This is a genomic window from Flagellimonas sp. (assembly GCF_965233845.1).
Lineage (GTDB): Bacteria > Bacteroidota > Bacteroidia > Flavobacteriales > Flavobacteriaceae > Flagellimonas.
Map to the genome: position 1 here is coordinate 1,903,132 of NZ_OZ247584.1, position 17,983 is coordinate 1,921,114.

The following is a 17,983-nucleotide window of genomic DNA, read 5'->3' on the forward strand; positions in this document are numbered from 1 at the left end:
TCAGGAAGTTATGCGGATTTTCGATTTTTGGGTACTGTACAATTTAATTTACCACTTACACTCATGTGAGTGTTATTTATTGAAATTTGCAACGGGGTCATGAATATTTTTAATTGGTGTGCTGCGCACCGTTAGTTTTCATTTGTACCATAATTTGTCGTTATATTTAATTGCCGCGCGCAAACGCTCGATTGTTTTACAAAAGCAAAATGCTACGAGCATTTTCTTTTCCACACAATTTGCCCACGCTTGCCACGGCCAAAAGCAAAAATTTCCTGCCCGAATTGAACTATATTCGTAGTTGGATAATTGGAAAAGAAAAGTTCAGAATATTCTCGACAACTTGTCGCAAAAGCTTAAAATTTAGCAGAGCATAAATTTCCATGCACTTGCTTTACTTCCGTATCAATGTTTACAAGGAAAATTTATTTTCTTCGATTTCATGGTCTATTTTACGAATTATTAGAGTTTTAATCTTATTAAATCTCTTTTCATCTTCATCATAGTAATCAACCCAGCTAGAATTGTTTTTTAGTACATCTTCCCAAGTAATGGTCCTAATTGGAATTTTATTAATTGATGTATATTCATATAACAATTCAGCCAAAAGACTAGTTGCAGACTTAGAAATTTCATCCTTTTCCTCAATGATTCTTCTAGCGTCCTTTACACACAGTCTGAATACATGTTTATCATAAGTGCTATCCATCTCATATTTTATATTACGTTCATATCTTTTTTCTTGATAAAAAAGAAACAAAAAATCAAGAAGAAAATATGCTTCCACGCGCTCTTTGTGTCTTATAGCTTCGCTATTTGGGCATAAACGCCCACACACAAAGCCCAGGGCAATGGCTCTTTGTGCCAATCCACAAATTCACCCCAACGCCGGCCCGCATTTTCTTCACGCATTGAACTTAAAACTTCATAAATTGCAAATAACCTTAGTGTTGTCAATTATCACAGATATAAATTCAGGATTAAATTCATTGGCTTCGTCTATGTTAATCAAGAATGTAGAATTAGCACCTGAATTAATTATCCTACGTTCCCCTACTTCAAAAATTGCATGGGAATTGTTTTCTAATACAATTTGATTAGCATTAACAATAATTGACTGATTTCTTTTATTTGTAATTGATATAATAATTTCATTATCTCCATTTTTCATGAAGCAAACCTCAATGTTATGGACTTCAAAGACTGAATCATAATCCCACCAAACAATTACTTCATTTATTTGAAGTAACCTCTTAACAAGGCTATCAACATTAGTATATGGACCAAGCCAATATTTTTCCTCATCGTTACCTGCGTGCGACTTTTGAAATTCTCTTTTTAGCCAGGAGGCATTATATAAAGCTATAGGTAATAATTTTTCTAGATGAGGGAATAAAGATTCTTTTGATTTTGAGCTCACCTGCAGATAGTTATTTTTCCTTAAATACCCGCCAACACATTTAACTCCAAAACAATCGCTCCCATGAATACCTGAATTACAAGTTAATATTGTATTTCCTTCTCTGCATTCAGATTTTTCAAAGTTGTAATTTATTTTTTCAAAATGCAGCAAAACCCAATATTCGAATGAGATATTACTGAATGCAATATTTACATATTTCCCATTCACCTCCACTTTTGACAATTCGAAAGCAGCTTCAGTATACTGGCGATTATCAAAATCAAAAACAACCCAAACCTCATTAAAATTACCTTCCTCTAATTCTAATTGTCCCTCCCTAACAAATCTAACTGGCTCTTGCCTATATTCATCCTCTATTTCCTTTCTGTCTATGGGTGCGACGGGTTGAAGCAAGGCTCTTTTTGTTCTTCTTGTTTTATGTGGGGATTCTTGGGGAACTTCAATTATATCTAATTTTGGTGTAGGTTTAATAACAATATTTACCCCCTCGGTCCATATTGATTTATTTTCAATTACAATATCTCTAATAGACCCAAAATAGGATGGTTCAGTATTCTCACCTTCACAAATTAATAATATGTTATATTCAGTATTTTTACTCAAAATCAAAAAAAGACTCTACTGACTTAATATTTGGTAAAGCACCAAACTTTCCTGCCAAATACCATTTGTCAAAAGGAGTATCCTCTCTCACACCTTCAAAATCTTGCATAGAGAATAAATCCGTATGTCCAAAATCATTTTTTTGTGTAAACCAAATTTGATCTTTTCTTAACAGCTCTCTTTCTAATAAAGTTACATCATGAGTTGTAAATACTAATTGGGTATTTTTCGGATTTAATTTTTCTGATTGTATCATCATAACAATCATTTTTGTCAAATATGGATGTAAACTAGTATCTAGTTCATCAACGAACAAAACTCCACCAGAACTTAACTTCTCAAGTATTTTCCCCCCAATACAAAAAAGTGTATAAGTTCCATGCGATTCTTCTTGTAAAGGTAAATTTTCGTCCTCTTCCATTAATTCAGCTCCGTCATAAGTTGAGTGAACCCCAAATGCTCTATGGGAATCATTTTGTTGCTCCTTTACATCAATAGATTTAATTTTGGTGTCGGCAGCTCTAATTAAAGAATCGAGCCTTTTTTTAAAAGACGGATTTTTTAAAATTACTTTGTTTAATCTTTGCTCAAGACTACCGTAACCAGCAATATTTATGGCATTAATTACTTCAAAGTTTTTAAAATAAACGTAAAGATTACTTAAGAATTCATGAGGTTCTTCTTCCCCGAATTTTGACAACATCAATCTATTATGAAAAACTGTTATCTCTTTATTTCCAAAAGAATCGCCAAGTTTTCCCTTATGGATTAATCTATCTCCACTAATGTCAATAGGTCTTTTAAAGATATTTGTTATTCTCCCATTCGGATAATAATTTAATTCTTCGTCTATCACTTCATGAACATTGTATGATACTCTATATTGATATTTTATATCATCCGGACCAATAAATGTCATATCAAACTCATTTGGCAATTTTTTTGATTTAACATCAAATAAATATGGGTCATACCAAGTAATATCTTGCCCTGCTTTACTTTTGTTTTTGTGAATAAACTGCAATAGGTTAAACATTCCTCTTAGCATTGATGATTTACCAGATGCGTTTGGTCCAAATATTGCAGCAGTCTTTAAAAGTTTGACCGACTCATCATTTGCTAAAGATCTTTCAAAACAATTATTAGGTTTTGATTTTGATGATTCAGCCACTAAGGAAAATACCATCTCGTCTTTAATCGAACGGAAATTTTTCAATTTAAATTCTAAAAGCATAAATTATAAATATTGCGCAATTTATTCAAAAAACTAATATAAAACCTTATATATTTTGGTTTTAACGTGAAATTAAGGGAAATATTATCAATATTCACTCTTTTCGTTTAAAAACTAAAGCCCTTATTTTAAGATAATTCTATTTAATTACTTTTTTGTAGGCACCAAAAGGTCACGAATATCCACATCAAGAATTTCAGCAATCTTCTTTAAATCTTTTAAATGTGGTTGGGATTTATTGTTGCAAATAGCTGTTATTGAAGTTGTACTTTTCCCAAGTTCCTCTGCAAGCCAAACCTGAGATTTTCCTTGAATTACCAATACTTCTTTTATCCTGTTAATTCTATCAGTCATAATACTATTTAGATAATACAAGATATAATCCAAACTTGTTAAAATATAACTTGAACTTTTATTTATATAATACAGACTTGATTCTTTAATTAATTTTATATAAGTTTATCTTAACTTTGTTTAAGTTTTATTTATATATCTAAAAGACAAAGTTTAACCTTAATTGTTGATAACTTTATATAGTAGCTTAATGACTCCCAACGAAATTAACCTAAATCCCCTACTCTCCTACTTTGAAAAATGCCATGAGGGAGATTTACTTTCCTTTACGCAATGGTTGGACAAGGCCATTTATATGTTCCATTACCTTCCCACGGATTCTTTTTCAGAAACGGAGCGCCAAAATGTTTGTCATGTGCTTATGGAATTAAAGGAAACTGTTTTAAAAATCCATGTTGAGCAAAATAATTGTGCCTAAAACCCATTTCATACACTTTTACCTCCCCCACTCCCTTCGACTTCGCTCAGGACAGGCCGCGGGTTCGGCAAAATAGTATTCATTACATTTTTTAAAAGGATGTTTTTAGCTCAACTTTTCAGGAAATTTGAGGAAGTAAGCTTTGCTTATACCTAAGCAAAGAAACATAACGCGAGAACATTATAGTACAAATGTATTGTTTTGCTTTTGTAGCGGTTTATCCATTTGATAGCTATAATTCTATTATGTAAAATATCCCTCAACATTTCGTCATCTATGGGAATTACGAACAGGGTCGTGAAACTTTTCTTAGCGGTCGGCTGCGCCGCATCTTTTCATTTACTCACGCACTAATTATTTTACGGGTGTTCGTGAATGCTTCGCATTTGTACCTATAATTTGCCGTTATGTAAAATAGCCGCTCGGCCAACAGCACATTGCTTTCATAAAAAGTAAATGCCCTTTCATTTATTTTTATACGCAATTATTCATGCCATATCTATTTTTTAAATCGGTATTCATCAATGCTTCGCATGTCTCAGCCACTTGGCCAGCGCCATTAAAAGCTCAGCTTTTCGTTCTTATTGAAACCTCTGGTTTATTTGAAAATTTGGAAAAGAAAAATTTCAGGAACTTTTCGTCAGCTTGTCGCAAAAGCTAAAATTTTCTCTACGAGCAAAATTCTTAGCACTTGCTAAACTTAATTTTGTACTGAATAATGCCTAGGATAGATGATTAAATTGACCAATATAGTTAATTCTCCCTTCGAAATTTACCTCCTTTTTCCCATGGACCATCGAAATACTTATATTCCTTGACGCCTCCAAACAAAGGAAACCTCTGATGCATATCCTTGTCGATTGACAGCAAATAAATATGTTTGAGGTCTCTATCATATTCAGTATACTTATGTGGTGTATAGGTATCTAACCAATTTTCCCCATCTTGATGCTCCCAAATACTACCTCTCTCACTTATGAACTTTGTTCTACCATGGTTGTATTCAATTTGGACTTTTATTTTAACGTCTGGTGTGGAGTTTGGACTATCAGTACCATAAAAAGCTCTTTTAATTTTGTTATAGGCCTGGGCACTATTTGCCAAACTATTCTTAGCGTTATAAACTTTTTCTCCAACTAAAACGCATCCTTGAATTTGGGATGGATAATTCCCTATGTGAATTTGAATCCCTGTTCTGTTTGGAACATTTTTAAGTTGTAATCGCCATTTGTCATTTTTATCATATCGCAAAAAAGCATCGTATATTCCCGATGGAATTGAACTTATGTAACTTCTATTTTGTTGCCATGGAAGTTCCAAAGTGTGACATATGAACATATTCTTAATAAAAAGCTCTCCTGTCACAGAATTAGTATTATAAGAGGTTCTTTTAATTTTCAGTACCCAGTTCATATAAATTTTTTAATTTTAAGTTTTTACTTCTATTTTCTTTTTTCTTGACCTTGCGTCGCCGAAGCTTTGCGAAGGCACGTAAAAAAGAAACAAAAAATCCATCGGCCGCCAAAGGCTTGCCGACGGCGTGGCAAGAAGAAAATATGCTTCACTTCTCTCTTTGTGTTCTGCGGCTTCACCGCTAAAATGCTACGCATTTAAACACAAAGCCCAGGGCAATGGCTCTTTGTGTTACCCACAAATTCACTCCCCTGCCGGCCCGCATTTTCTTCCCTCATAAGCCTCTGAATTACTCTTAACTACATAAAAACCAATAACTAAACTTTAGATATTTCATAAGTCATGTGACCACTTTGTTCCTTAACAGAAATGGTCCCTTCTTTAAGCAGCATTTCATATATTTCTAAAGGCACAAATTCCTTTACACCTTCAAGAGTTGTCCTACCTTCTTGTATTGAAGCTCCATTAAGAGAGTTATCCACTATTTTATAATTGTACATCATTGACAGCTAAATCTTAATCATAAAGTTTATTTATTTCAACAAATACTTTTTCAAAATTGTCTAAAGTATCAGACGAGAAAAATTCTTTTTTGACACCAAGTTTTAAAAGTTCATTTGCAGGGCGATAATGATTAAACCTATCCTTCCCTATTTGCTTATTTATTTGCATAATAATTGTAGGGAGGGCGCCATCTAAATCTGAAACTTTGATATCCTTATGTTCTGAAAAAGCAGAATTAAAAAGATTTAAATAGTCTTGTTTGAAAAATAAATCTTCCAAATCAGCCTGCTTATAACCTTCTAAGAACTCATTGAAAAATCTAATTTTACTTTTATGAATAATTTTCAAAGCAATCATCTTATCCAATTTCGCTTTTCCTTTTGGATCTGTATAAGAATCTAAAAGACAGGCTATTTCTAGTTTAGAACCTCGTAATAGCGATATAAATGTCGCTACCTTATCTAAGCCCCCAGTAGGAACTACAGTTATGTTGCTTTTTAAGTGTTCTCTGCCTTCTTTTTCTAGAATTCCAGATATTGCGGTAAGAATGATTAAATCTGAAACTCCCTCAACGAGTAAATTCTTCTTACTAATGAATAAGTTTTGAGCAATATCATATCCTAGTGCTGCTTGCAATGGAAAAAGCGTATTAGGGTCTTTCTCCTGGATGCTATCTGATATTACGGACCCATTTTCGGTTTCAAGCACCGTCCTAATTCTTTCCAGTTTATCTGAAGGTATTGAGAATGGAGAGTGAGTTGTATAGATAATTTGATAATTTTCAGATAGGTCTTCAATAAACTTCAACATATCACTTTGAGCAGACGCATGTAAGTTTAAACCTGGTTCATCCAGGAGTAATATGTATTGTGAATCCTTATCTTCTTGGATTTTCTTAAACCATACCAAGAATGAAAAGAACCAATTAAATCCCCTGCTCCGATTCTTGAGAGGTAAGGAAACCCTAGTTCTTTGATTTTTCACCCTAATATCAAGAATGTGCTCGACTATTTTTACATCTAGGATTTCCTCTTGTTGATTACGATTAATAATGGTTCGTTTTTCCGTTTCTTCTTTAGCTTCAATTTTGAATTCAATTCCCAAGTTATTATTCGTCGACCAATATTTAAATAGTTCATCACTAATTATTGCTTCCGTAGCTTCTAATTCCGCTACATAGTCTTCGAAAGAGGTTGCGTCTAAAATATCTTGTGCGTTTAAATCAGCTAATTCCAAAAGTGCTTTTGCCGTTTTAAATTCTTCCTCTTCAATTTCTTCTTTTTCAAGTTTTTCTATGACAATTCTTGACGGTAAAGCATAGTACTCGTCGTAATAAAGGAATTTAGGGAGTGCAGGTTTTATTATTATCCTAGCGATATATTCCGCTATTGGATTATTCCATTCCCATTTATTACTCACATATGGTTTTAATTTTTCTAATCCAGATTTAATTCCATCATCTTTATATTCATTAATGATAGCATCCAAATCTTTGGTATTTTTTACTTTAATCAACTTGTCGTTTAAGGTCTTACTACCAATTCCTAACTCTTTTGTTTTATTCTCAATAAACACAGAGTTGTTGGCTTTCATATTATTCCAATAATCGGTGTTTTTATAATCAGTAGTCAGCGATACTTCCTTTATTGTAAAAACCCCTTCTCCTACTTCTAAATCAATCTTCTTGGATAGTTCATTATCGATTGAATAAATACAGTTTACAGCATTTGGCATTACACCACTTTTATCCATTTTCTTTTTTTCCCTTCTTGGATAGTCGTGGGTCTTATTAAATTTGAACTTCTTGTCATTTTGAAAATAGTTGGTTTTAGCTATGGATTCCAAAACAGAAGTCTTTCCAGATTCGTTCATCCCTACCAAAATTGTTATGTCATCCTCGACCTTGAATGTTTGATTAGATTCAAAGCTCTTGTATTTATGTACGGTTACTTCTTTTAATTTCATTTGACTTATTTTCTGACTACTATTTTTTTTGGGGGAGATAAACGTAGGAAGTCAATTCTTTGGAGTTCTTAAATATAGAGATTGGGGTTCAAAACACACTATATAAAAACCTTAGAAATTCTGGGGTTTTTCCGCAATTTTAAATCAAAAGAAATAATTTTTGAATTCAAACAAAAAGTCCTTCCAAGATAAATTAGAAGGACTTTTGATTGTTTTAATAGTGATATGTCAGGCTTTGAGTACAGAAAGTCTAGAAGACAATCTCAATAAAAAATTCACATGAACACCTGTTTGAGATACACAATCGAAAATTTGCCTTTTGGATAAACCCAAGACTTCGTTTTCGATACTGCCTGATAGCATGCCATGCAAACCATCTATATGGCCTTCCAAAGAATTTACATCGAAATAGTCATCAATTGTGGCAATGATTTCAAGAATTGCCTTCTTCTGTTTTGAATTTGCTAGGGAGAGTTCCTTTTGTAATTGTTGGTACCATTCTTCATGGTTTTTGTTTTTTCTTGTAGACATAAAGAAAATTTTAAAAGCGGAGCCACCCCGTCAGCCCTGTCTACACAGTCTAGGACTGGAAGCGGTACTTTCGCGGCCGCTGGACTTGTAAGCGACTCCTTATCGATAAATAATTGTTTTAGAATTTTCCTAAAACTGTGTAGACGCAATAAATATACAAATGTTTATCATAAACAGTAGCACTTCTTATCCATTCCATACACTTTCACCTCCCCCACTCTCCTACTTCGCTTTTCAAGCTTCGAAGGATTCGTTTACGGTTCGGCAAAACAGTATTCCATTACCTTTTAAAAGAATAATTTAGAAGAACTTTTATGAGGTTTTGAGGAGTAAGCTTTGCTTTTCCAAAGCAAAGAAACATAACGCAAGAACATTATAGTACAAATGCCTTTGAATTGTTTTTAGCGGTTGGCATTCGATAGCTATAATTCTATTATGTAAAATATCCCTTGTGTCTGCGTCCTGTAGCGAATTCTCAACAGGGTCATGAAACATTGCCCAGCGGTCGGCTACGCGGCATGTTTTCATTCCAGCTATGCATTCCATACACCTGCCTACCGGTTTATGTGCCTTTGGCACGCAAGCAGGCTTTTACCTCCCCACTCCCCTTCTTCGCGCTGCGAACTTCGAAGGATTCGTTTGCGGGTTCGGCAAAATGGTATGTCCTTTTATTCCGTTAGGGTTTCAATTGCAGGAACTATAAACGCATTTAGGATTTCATCTGAATAATCATGCGCATTTCTATTCCCGTAGTTTGTGGTTGTTATAACCACGGTCAATCCCAATTCTGGGTTAACCAAAACCCTGTTTCCGCCATTCCCGGACATAAAGTAGGATTTGTATTTTTTGTCCTTACCAAAGTTTTTTATCCAAAATAGGTATCCATATTCAGCATCATAGGCTTCAAGTTTGGTAGTTGTTGCTTTTTCCATCCAAGCCGATGAAATCAGTTGCTTCCCATTCCATTGGCCTTTGTTTAGGCATAGTTGGGCCAATTTCAACAAATCCCGGCTCCTGTATTCGCTGCCCCCAGCAGTATTTAATACGCCCAATGGGGTGTAGTGCAAGTTATAATCGGTAATATCCAATGGTTTTAAAAGGTTTTCCACTGCAAAATCAGCCAAATTACTTTTTAGGGCACTTTGCAAAATCTCGGCAACCAAAGCAGATCCAGCGCTACAATAGCTAAAGGCACGTTCATAAGGTCGGTCTTTGGGCTTTGGCCCCCAAGGATACGAATACACTGGAAGGTCCAAATAAAATTTAGCCCAATCTTCTATGATGTACATGCGTTCTTCATTGCCCCTGGAGAAGCGATTGCTATCATTACATTCCACAATGGAACTCATGGTCAAGAGGTCTTCAATAGTGATTGCTTCTTTGCGTTTGTCTGGGTTTTGTGCGGGTAGTTTGTGTTGCAAATAATCGAAAATCTTATCGGTTTCTGAAGTGATATGCCCTTTATCTATGGCGATGCCAGTTAATAAAGTGGCCATGGTTTTGGTGACAGAACGCGTGTTATGCTTGGAATTGACATGATGATCGTTGTAATAGTTTTCAAATATGACATTGCCATCTTTGGCTACCAATATGCTGGTAATACGTTCAAACTTACCGGAAGCGACCGTACTATCCATTTCATGGAACAGGGTGCTATTGGTGTTGGAGAAATTGAGTTGTGCGTTACCGTGAATAACGCATAAAAGGGAAACTACGGTTACTAGTGTATATTTCATTATCGCATTTTTTAATTAATGAATCATCAAACATAGCGCATGCGATACTTCCATAATAGAATGAAATTAACATTGTAAATTTTGGTTCATTTTTTTCGATATGCGCTTGGACTCGTATTGAAGAAGGCCTTAAATACGCGGTTAAAATGACTCTGGTCGGAAAAACCTGTTTGGTGTGCTATTTCTGTCAATGAATTGTTTGAATCTAGAAGCAATGGCATGGCTTTTTTGATTTTATGCAGCCTAATATATTCGCCCAGGCTCATGGAAAGGTATTTTGAAGCAGCTCGTGAGATATGCACGGGATGAATGCTAAGCTCATTTGATAAATATTCAAGGCTAAGATTGGACGTATCATAGTGTAGCAATTCTTTTAAATCTTCTACCCAGTGCGGGCTGGTCTTAGCATTAATTTCCTTTAAATCCGATAACGATTCACAGATTTGAAGGACCAAAACTTCCACAGACAAATCACTATAAGCATCTGTAATTAAAAATTCATGGTACAGTTTTGCAAAAAGTAAATGCAGTTTTGGATTTTCAATACGCTGACTGCCTTCCAATAAATGTATTCCTATTCCATTTTCCTTGAGCCATTTTCGTTCAAACTCCAGATGAAAACCACCGGCTTCAGTAGAATGCTTGGAGCCATAGTGGGCCTCTTGCCAATTATTGAACATTAGGCTTCCGGCAGGACACAGGGAGTTTACTTTTTTATTGGTATCCATCATGTTACCATGCAGTACATACATGAAATAAGGATTTTCATGATAGTGCCAATCTGTACGCTTGTCCGTATTATAATTGTATTGGGAGAGTAGAATCCCATTGTATGAAACCTCTAAATCTTTGCTACCATAATAATTGCCTTTGGCCAATATTTTCATGCTGAGTGTTTAGCGTTACTCCTATAAAGACTTGATTTTATTTCCGTAGTGACAATATCTTACTTTCTATCCTTTAATCACCTAATATTTCGGTGGTTTCCAAGTAAATATAGGACTCTTTCCATTGCATTATGGCCTATTTGCCCTTTAAATCCCCTTCATCTCCCCTACGTGCCTTCTTCACTTTACAAACTTTAACGCCTTGGGAATTCTACTAAAAAAAAGACCCCAGAACAGGTCTAGGGTCGTTGGCATCATTTTGGATTATGTATCTAGAAAGTACAGTTCACTCTTTGGCAAATGCAGGTACAATGGTTTCAAAAATGGGCTGCATAATTTTGTCATCATCTCTATCAAAACCTGAGATGACCATGGTCAAATCCAGTTCTTCCACGACCATAACACGTTGTCCACCCCCGCCCCAGGCCAAGGTCATATCATAACTTTTGTTTCCTACCTGTACCGGAGTATAGTACCAGAAGTAACCGTAGCGGTAATTTTTGGGCATCCAATCTAGTGCAGGGTCTACAACATCGCTGGTGGCTTTTTTCAAATATGCTTCAGAAATAAACTGTTCCCCATTTAATTTCCCTTTGTGTTGCACTAAATATCCAAACTTGAGCATGTCACGGGGCATAATTTGGGCTTGCCATCCCGCCTGCGGTAAACCACTGACATGATTGGACCATTCGTAATTGGTAATACCGAGTTTGTCCAGAAATTCATTTTTGATGAAATCCTCCGCAGTACCCGGTACCACCGCATCAATAACGGTCATCACCATCATGGGGTTAAAATTGCCGTATAAATAGGTTTGCGTTTCATCGGTAATTGGGGCACTATGTTCCAGAAGTGTCTGCACCAATCCCTGCCCTTTTAGTTTTATCGTATCATTTTCGACTTCTTCCCATGCTTCTTCATCAATGGTCAATCCCCCATGCATGGTCAAAGCTTTATGAAGGGTGATTTTCTCCGCTCCCTTTATAAATTTAGTAGAATCTAGATCTTTCAAGAAATGAACCAAAGGTTTGTCTAGGTCTTCCATGGTCAGATACCCAAGTTGTATCGCTCTTCCCAAAATCAAGCTCGTATATCCTTTTACGGCAGAAGCTTGTCCGTGCGCCAAATTAATACGTCCTTTTTTATAATAGGATTCAAAAACAAGTTGGTCTTTGTGCGAAATAAGTAAGGCATCGTAGTCGCCATAATTGTCGTTGAAAATTTCTTGGGCGACCTTTAGTATGGCGTTCTTTTTCTCAGCAGTTAATGCTAATTCGCCCACAGCTATACCATCATTTCTGTCTTCAGGAGCTGTGCTCACAAAGGGATTGTTAAGCTGGGGCATATCCCAAAAAGAGACCTCATAGTTGTCCTCCGCAATATGGGACATTGCCGATGCCAACCAAGCGACACTTTCCACGGCAATCCTAGGAAACGCGGTTTGGTGATCCCCTTTAATGGTTCTATTATCAAATTCTACCACCAATTGCTTTCGTTCATCCAATAAGGCCTTAAATTCCTCCGTAGTCACTTCTCTTTCATCTTCTAAAGTACCGTGGGCAATAAATACATTGGCATGTGATTTTTCGCTTTTATCGGCTTCAGCTGCTACCAGTTTAGCGTTGATTGTAGCTAGATGGGGCATGGTGCTTTTGCTCAATGGACTGCCAAGAATATAGTTGTCAAAGGTATCGGGCTGTGTGAGCAGAATATACGCCCCGAATCCTCCGCCAAGCGAATAACCAAAGTAACTACGGCTGTTGGGATCGGTGCGGTAGTTTTTATCCACATACTTGATTACATCGTTCTGTATAAATTTCAAATGGCTTTCGGCTTGGCCAAATTTTAGTTTGGGGTGATTGGCGTTCGTGGTTTCCCAAAAAGAATAATCTGCAAATCGGCTAACGTGCGCACCATATTGTTTCCTTAAATCTGCTGCGGCGTCCTTCTGCCAAGAAATACCTACCAGAATAACATCCTCCAACAAATACTCTGTGGCTCCTGATAACATTTCAAGATGCCAAATGGCATCTGTATAATAAAGAACAGGATATGTTTTAGAGGTATTCTCGGCATAGTCTTCGGGCACTTCTATATAAAGTTCGTAGTTCTTTTCTGAGTTGGTATCTTTTATGAGGACAACCTGTATCTGTGATGATACGAAGGAAGTACTGTTTTTTGGTTTAGTAGTTTTTCCGCCATTCTGCTGGGCAGTGGCAGAATTTACAAGTATTATTACTGTAAGCGCAAATAATCTAATGACTTTCATGTTCTTATTCATTTTGTTGATGATGTAAACTAACCTTTAGCAAACAGCTAAATCGCCTTTAAAATTAAGTTTTAGCCCATCTTTGTTCTTAAGAATTGTGTCAACGGATCAATTAAATGATGAAATCATTTCATCATTGATATGCAGCATTTATACAGAATTTATGAAAGCTTGGGTTTCAAGGGAGTATCTTTATTCCGTAATTAAATGTCTGCCAAAAGGATACTAATGAAAAAGTCTTTGCGGAATACCCTACTTATTAACATCGGTGCCTTTGTATTGGTGCTCATCCTTGAGCTATTAGGTGGATGGATGCTCGTAGATAAACATGACTCGCTTTATTCCTTTTATTTATGGGGGCTTGGTTTTACCATTAGTATTATGACCGTTATATGGATCAATCATTTTATTCTTATCCCCTATTTTTTTGATAAGAAAAAATATCTTTTATATGGACTCCTGCTTATTGGAGCCATATTTCTTGGAGTCAGTCTAAAAATATATCCGAAATTTAATTGGATTGGTATTACTAAAATGTCTTCTTTTCTTATTTATACTACAGGTACTGGTATGGCGGCTTTCTTTTTAAGGAGAAGTGTGCTCATGCAAAGACAAAAGGAAGAAAAGGAAAATTTACAAAAAGACATGGAACTCACTTATTTAAAGGAACAGGTGAACCCACATTTTTTGTTTAATTCCTTGAATAGCATTTACGCCCTTTCAAGGCAGCAATCCACAGAAACTCCTGAGGTGGTCATGCAGCTTTCAGAATTAATGCGATATCAATTGGAAAGTGCTAAAAAAGACACCGTGCTACTAAAGGAAGAACTAGAATTTATAGAGAACTATTTACTGCTTGAAGAAAAAAGATTGAGTAAACGCTGTACTATTGAGTTTTCTATTGATGGGGATGTATTGGGGTTGAAGATGGCGCCGATGTTGCTCATCCCTTTTGTGGAAAATGCTATTAAACATGGCGCCCAGAGCACGAATGAGCAAAGTATGATTGCAGTTTCTGCCTTAATCAAAACGAATACGCTTTATTTTCAAATCACGAATTCCAAGCCGAAAATGCAGGTCGCGACTAAAAGAAAAGGTCTAGGATTGGAAAATGTCAAGAGGCGTTTAAAGCTGTTATATCCCAACTCCCATAGTTTGGAAATTAGGGATGTGGAAAAAGCATATCATGTAAATTTATCCATTCAACTAAAAAACGCCCAGTAGCAACGAATGATAAAAATTGGTATCATAGATGACGAAGTACTTGCCCGTAAGGTGTTGGAAGAGTATTGTTCCAAAATCAACAACTTCCAACTGGTATTAAGTACTGGTAATCCATTGGAGTTTATCAATTTCCTACAGCAAAACGAGGTGGACCTTATCTTTCTTGATATTGAGATGCCAGAACTTAACGGCATGGAGATCTTGCGTTCAATGATAAATCCGCCTAAAGTCATATTGACCACTGCTTATTCGGAGTATGCATTGGAAAGTTATAATTATGGGGTGGTGGATTATTTATTAAAACCCATAAAAATTGAACGGTTTTTAAAGGCAATACATAAGATAGAGTCTTCAAAGCTAAAGGAGTTTAAAAAGAACAACTCCACGGAAGAACTTCAAATAAAACATGACGGAGTGCCCGTGAACATTTCATTTAAATCCATTCTGTACATCCAGAGTTTTGGAAACTATTTAAAAATCTTTACCGATTCAAGAATGTACCTGATTTCTGAAACACTGATCAATATCACTACCCTATTATCTGACAATTTCCAACGTACGCATAAATCGTACATCGCCAATTTGGGTAGAGTTACCAAGGCAACACGGAGCTATGTACTAATTGAAGATCATAAAGTTCCCGTAAGTGCAATGTACAAGATCGTTGTTTTTAAAAAATTGGAAGTTTTGAACAAAAACGTATGATGAGCAGGTTCCTTATCGTAAAGTTACTTGGCGGTAGATTGGAGATTACGCATCCTCTAAATTGGACAACAAGTTTAAATATTGCTATTTATAAAACTCTGCTTACTTAAAGCTGACTGGTGTAAGCGAAAATCGGCCATAGCCTAGGATTGCAAACTAACACGTACCGCATTCATTCCTTTTAGTCCTTTTTCCAATTCAAAGGTGACCTTGTCGTTTTCTTTAATCTCATCTATTAAACCAGACACGTGCACAAAATGTTTTTCTTGGGTTTCAACGTCCATTATGAATCCAAAACCCTTGGAATCATCAAAAAAAGCAACTTTACCTTTACGAACTGAATCAAATTCTTCTTCCGATTCCTCTTTTTGCGGAATACCCAGTACAATATCTTCTGCATTGATTTCCTCTTTTTCAGAAGGCTCAGTTGGTGTATCGGTAAGATTGCCATATTGATCCACATAAGCAAACGGAATCCCTCCTTCTCCTTCTTTGGATTCGGTTTTACGAGCTTCCTTCCTCTTTTGTTTTTCCTCGCGTTTTTTTTGCCGTTTCTTTTCTTTTTCCCGTTTACTGAATGTTTGTTGAGATTTTGCCATGTATAGGTTTATTCCTTTAATTTAATCGTTTTAATTATTAAAGACGCATTTTTTTGAAATAAAAAAGCCCATCTATTACAGATGGGCTTTAAAACTTTAGATTTTATGAATTTAGATGACCTTTACGTTTACTGCATTCAATCCTTTTCTTCCTTGCTCTAAATCAAACTCAACTTGGTCACCTTCGCGAATTTCGTCGATTAACCCAGAAACATGTACAAAGTGCTCTTTGTCTGCACCTTCTTCGTTAATGAAACCAAAACCTTTGGTGTCGTTGAAGAACTTTACTGTTCCGTTACTCATTACTATTATTTAAAAATTAAGGTACAAAGGTGGGGCTAATTACCCAGTAAACAGTAATTTATCTCAAATTCTTACTTGGATTTAATGCTACAATACAACTGGATGCCTCAGAATTCTTGATGAATCGCATACTTTTTTACAACCGTTTTCAGCTTATTTAGGTCTTGTCCAAGACAAATTCGATAACTAAAAACCAAAACAATCGTTTTGTCTTTTCCATTTGGCCTAATTCATTTCTTCTTATTTAATCAAGAATACATTATTGTTAATGGAACTAGATGATCACAATAGTTAAAATAATTACTGCTCCGGTACCAGACGTATAAGTCTACCAGGGCCCTCTACCGCTACGTACAGATAGCCGTCTGTTCCCATTTGTACATCTCGCACCCTACCTATACCTTCCAACAGTTGTTCATGGCCTACCACCTCGTTGCCATTCATTTGCAAACGATGGAGATATTCAAATTTGAGCGAGCTAACGAACAGATCATTTTTCCAGTTTCCATAAAACTCGCTGGACACAAATGTCATTCCACAGGGAGCAATGGATGGAGTCCAGTAGTATACGGGTTGTTCCATACCCGCTAGCTCGGTAAGGTCAGTGAATGTGGTTCCGTCGTAATTTATGCCATATGAAATAACCGGCCAACCATTGTTTTCACCCGCTTCCAAAATATTGATCTCATCACCACCCTGGGGTCCATGCTCGCCCTCCCAAAGCGCTCCTGTCTCCGGATGCAGGGTCATCCCCTGGGGATTGCGCGTTCCGTAGGTAAATATTGAAGTGATCGCTCCGGAGGTATTATAAAAAGGGTTGTCCGTTGGGATTTGACCATCGTCATGGATGCGGTGTATTTTCCCGTGGGCATTGTCCAATTCTTGGGGGTAAGCGTCCCTATTTCCACGATCGCCAACGGAAACATATAGGTAACCGTTGTTATCAAATACCAATCTTGATCCATAATGATGGGAACTATTGATATACGGAAGTGCCGTAAATATGTTTTCCACATCAACCAAGTTGTTGCCCTCCAACCTACCTCTTGCCACGGCGGTGGTCCGCTCGGAGACATTAGATGGGTTAATGCGCGAATAGGACAGATACACTAAGGCATTACTTTCAAAATCAGGGTGTATAATCACATCCAACAATCCACCCTGCCCTTGCGAAGCAACAGAAGGGGCACCACTAATTTCTATCAATTGCTTATCATTAGTTACCAAATACAGTCCTCCCCCGCGTTCGGTCACCAATATTTCACCATTGGGCAATTGCTCTATACCCCAAGGAATACCGGGAATCTCGTCCGTTAGGGTCTCCAACCGAAAAGTTAGGTCATCGGAAGTGATCACGCCCGATAAATCGGGGTTTTCTTCCTCCAACATTGCTTTGGTTTTTCCGTCAATCTCTGTAAGGATATAGTTGGATAAATCCTCAATTTGTTGCGCACTTAGAGCAGATCCATAAGCTGGCATGCCATTGTCTTCATATCCATCAGCTATGGATTCCATGACATCTTCCACCGCATTGCCATAGGTCCAATCGCGTTCCACAAATGAGCCTAGGTCTTGTCCGTGGCATCCACCACATTGATTTCGGTAAATAAGGGCTGTATCCCCCTCAATTGCTTCATTGTCCGAATCGTTATTTTCTTCTTCGGGCAATACAGGTTCCAGTGAGTTGTTACAGCTCAACAACATGGACAAAAAAAGCAAAAACAGCAATGTCATTGATGTTGTGAAGCATTTGTAAAGGAACTTTAATTTGAAAGTTAGGTCAGAAAAGCGATTCGAGGTGATTGAGGCCATAAT

The 17,983-nt window shown here is 36.5% G+C and carries 17 protein-coding genes; 3 read left to right on the top strand and 14 right to left on the bottom strand.

The genetic code is table 11. From position 1 onward, the window contains the following. Positions 1-412 precede the first annotated feature (412 nt). The 4 genes from ACO6S0_RS08345 to ACO6S0_RS08360 all read right to left on the bottom strand — a co-directional run bounded on the left by ACO6S0_RS08345 (position 413) and on the right by ACO6S0_RS08360 (position 3,614). Positions 413-868 carry a hypothetical protein gene (locus tag ACO6S0_RS08345; protein ID WP_422351524.1) on the bottom strand — a complete coding sequence of 152 codons (456 nt, stop codon included), beginning with the start codon at positions 866-868 and terminating at the stop codon, positions 413-415. Positions 869-925: 57 nt separating this feature from the next. After that, a complete protein-coding gene (locus ACO6S0_RS08350) occupies positions 926-2,026 on the bottom strand; it encodes an RloB family protein (RefSeq protein WP_422351525.1) in 1,101 nt (366 codons plus the stop codon). After that, complete coding sequence (locus ACO6S0_RS08355) at positions 2,019-3,260, bottom strand: AAA family ATPase (RefSeq protein WP_422351526.1); 1,242 nt, start codon at positions 3,258-3,260, stop codon at positions 2,019-2,021. The genes ACO6S0_RS08350 and ACO6S0_RS08355 overlap by 8 nt, the downstream gene beginning before the upstream one ends. Positions 3,261-3,407: 147 nt before the next feature. Beyond that, a complete protein-coding gene (locus ACO6S0_RS08360) occupies positions 3,408-3,614 on the bottom strand; it encodes a helix-turn-helix transcriptional regulator (protein WP_422351527.1) in 207 nt (68 codons plus the stop codon). A gap of 190 nt (positions 3,615-3,804) precedes the next feature. On the opposite strand from ACO6S0_RS08360, the gene ACO6S0_RS08365 reads away from it, so the two are divergent. Next, on the top strand, positions 3,805-4,032 hold the full coding sequence (locus ACO6S0_RS08365; RefSeq protein ID WP_422351528.1) for a hypothetical protein: 228 nt from the start codon (positions 3,805-3,807) through the stop codon (positions 4,030-4,032). A gap of 753 nt (positions 4,033-4,785) precedes the next feature. On the opposite strand, the gene ACO6S0_RS08370 is transcribed toward ACO6S0_RS08365, so the two are convergent. From ACO6S0_RS08370 to ACO6S0_RS08400, 7 genes are all read right to left on the bottom strand, one after another. Next, complete coding sequence (locus ACO6S0_RS08370; protein ID WP_422351529.1) at positions 4,786-5,445, bottom strand: DUF5675 family protein; 660 nt, start codon at positions 5,443-5,445, stop codon at positions 4,786-4,788. 317 nt (positions 5,446-5,762) lie between these two features. Continuing rightward, entirely contained in the window at positions 5,763-5,948 is a 186-nt protein-coding gene (locus ACO6S0_RS08375; RefSeq protein WP_422351530.1) for a hypothetical protein, read from the bottom strand. A gap of 13 nt (positions 5,949-5,961) precedes the next feature. Then, entirely contained in the window at positions 5,962-7,914 is a 1,953-nt protein-coding gene (locus tag ACO6S0_RS08380; RefSeq protein ID WP_422351531.1) for an AAA family ATPase, read from the bottom strand. Between the two features lie 228 nt (positions 7,915-8,142). Then, positions 8,143-8,445 (bottom strand): hypothetical protein, encoded by a 303-nt coding sequence (locus ACO6S0_RS08385; protein ID WP_422351532.1) that lies wholly within the window; start codon positions 8,443-8,445, stop codon positions 8,143-8,145. Between the two features lie 668 nt (positions 8,446-9,113). Further along, positions 9,114-10,181, bottom strand: a complete 1,068-nt coding sequence (locus ACO6S0_RS08390) for a serine hydrolase domain-containing protein (protein WP_422351533.1) — start codon at positions 10,179-10,181, stop codon at positions 9,114-9,116. 86 nt (positions 10,182-10,267) lie between these two features. Continuing rightward, positions 10,268-11,068, bottom strand: a complete 801-nt coding sequence (locus ACO6S0_RS08395) for a helix-turn-helix domain-containing protein (protein WP_422351534.1) — start codon at positions 11,066-11,068, stop codon at positions 10,268-10,270. Positions 11,069-11,354: 286 nt separating this feature from the next. Continuing rightward, positions 11,355-13,337: an alpha/beta hydrolase-fold protein gene (locus tag ACO6S0_RS08400; protein WP_422351535.1), complete on the bottom strand. Its 1,983-nt coding sequence runs from the start codon at positions 13,335-13,337 to the stop codon at positions 11,355-11,357. 228 nt (positions 13,338-13,565) lie between these two features. On the opposite strand from ACO6S0_RS08400, the gene ACO6S0_RS08405 reads away from it, so the two are divergent. Together ACO6S0_RS08405 and ACO6S0_RS08410 are read left to right on the top strand one after the other, a co-directional pair. Beyond that, entirely contained in the window at positions 13,566-14,561 is a 996-nt protein-coding gene (locus tag ACO6S0_RS08405; protein ID WP_422351536.1) for a sensor histidine kinase, read from the top strand. Positions 14,562-14,567: 6 nt separating this feature from the next. Beyond that, positions 14,568-15,266 carry a LytR/AlgR family response regulator transcription factor gene (locus ACO6S0_RS08410; RefSeq protein WP_422351537.1) on the top strand — a complete coding sequence of 233 codons (699 nt, stop codon included), beginning with the start codon at positions 14,568-14,570 and terminating at the stop codon, positions 15,264-15,266. Between the two features lie 143 nt (positions 15,267-15,409). Here the strand turns inward: ACO6S0_RS08410 and ACO6S0_RS08415 are convergent, their stop codons facing one another. From ACO6S0_RS08415 to ACO6S0_RS08425, 3 genes are all read right to left on the bottom strand, one after another. Next, positions 15,410-15,865: a cold-shock protein gene (locus ACO6S0_RS08415; RefSeq protein ID WP_422351538.1), complete on the bottom strand. Its 456-nt coding sequence runs from the start codon at positions 15,863-15,865 to the stop codon at positions 15,410-15,412. A gap of 111 nt (positions 15,866-15,976) precedes the next feature. Next, positions 15,977-16,168: a cold-shock protein gene (locus ACO6S0_RS08420; RefSeq protein ID WP_422351539.1), complete on the bottom strand. Its 192-nt coding sequence runs from the start codon at positions 16,166-16,168 to the stop codon at positions 15,977-15,979. Positions 16,169-16,468: 300 nt separating this feature from the next. Further along, complete coding sequence (locus tag ACO6S0_RS08425) at positions 16,469-17,902, bottom strand: PQQ-dependent sugar dehydrogenase (protein ID WP_422351540.1); 1,434 nt, start codon at positions 17,900-17,902, stop codon at positions 16,469-16,471. Positions 17,903-17,983: the final 81 nt, after the last annotated feature.

Bases quoted from the DNA above. Each gene is read 5' to 3' on its own strand.
- ACO6S0_RS08355 (WP_422351526.1), bottom strand. From the start codon at position 3,260: ATGCTTTTAGAATTTAAATTGAAAAATTTCCGTTCGATTAAAGACGAG.
- ACO6S0_RS08360 (WP_422351527.1), bottom strand. From the start codon at position 3,614: ATGACTGATAGAATTAACAGGATAAAAGAAGTATTGGTAATTCAAGGA.
- ACO6S0_RS08365 (WP_422351528.1), top strand. From the start codon at position 3,805: ATGACTCCCAACGAAATTAACCTAAATCCCCTACTCTCCTACTTTGAA.
- ACO6S0_RS08370 (WP_422351529.1), bottom strand. From the start codon at position 5,445: ATGAACTGGGTACTGAAAATTAAAAGAACCTCTTATAATACTAATTCT.
- ACO6S0_RS08375 (WP_422351530.1), bottom strand. From the start codon at position 5,948: ATGATGTACAATTATAAAATAGTGGATAACTCTCTTAATGGAGCTTCA.
- ACO6S0_RS08380 (WP_422351531.1), bottom strand. From the start codon at position 7,914: ATGAAATTAAAAGAAGTAACCGTACATAAATACAAGAGCTTTGAATCT.
- ACO6S0_RS08385 (WP_422351532.1), bottom strand. From the start codon at position 8,445: ATGTCTACAAGAAAAAACAAAAACCATGAAGAATGGTACCAACAATTA.
- ACO6S0_RS08390 (WP_422351533.1), bottom strand. From the start codon at position 10,181: ATGAAATATACACTAGTAACCGTAGTTTCCCTTTTATGCGTTATTCAC.
- ACO6S0_RS08395 (WP_422351534.1), bottom strand. From the start codon at position 11,068: ATGAAAATATTGGCCAAAGGCAATTATTATGGTAGCAAAGATTTAGAG.
- ACO6S0_RS08400 (WP_422351535.1), bottom strand. From the start codon at position 13,337: ATGAAAGTCATTAGATTATTTGCGCTTACAGTAATAATACTTGTAAAT.
- ACO6S0_RS08405 (WP_422351536.1), top strand. From the start codon at position 13,566: ATGAAAAAGTCTTTGCGGAATACCCTACTTATTAACATCGGTGCCTTT.
- ACO6S0_RS08410 (WP_422351537.1), top strand. From the start codon at position 14,568: ATGATAAAAATTGGTATCATAGATGACGAAGTACTTGCCCGTAAGGTG.
- ACO6S0_RS08415 (WP_422351538.1), bottom strand. From the start codon at position 15,865: ATGGCAAAATCTCAACAAACATTCAGTAAACGGGAAAAAGAAAAGAAA.
- ACO6S0_RS08420 (WP_422351539.1), bottom strand. From the start codon at position 16,168: ATGAGTAACGGAACAGTAAAGTTCTTCAACGACACCAAAGGTTTTGGT.
- ACO6S0_RS08425 (WP_422351540.1), bottom strand. From the start codon at position 17,902: ATGACATTGCTGTTTTTGCTTTTTTTGTCCATGTTGTTGAGCTGTAAC.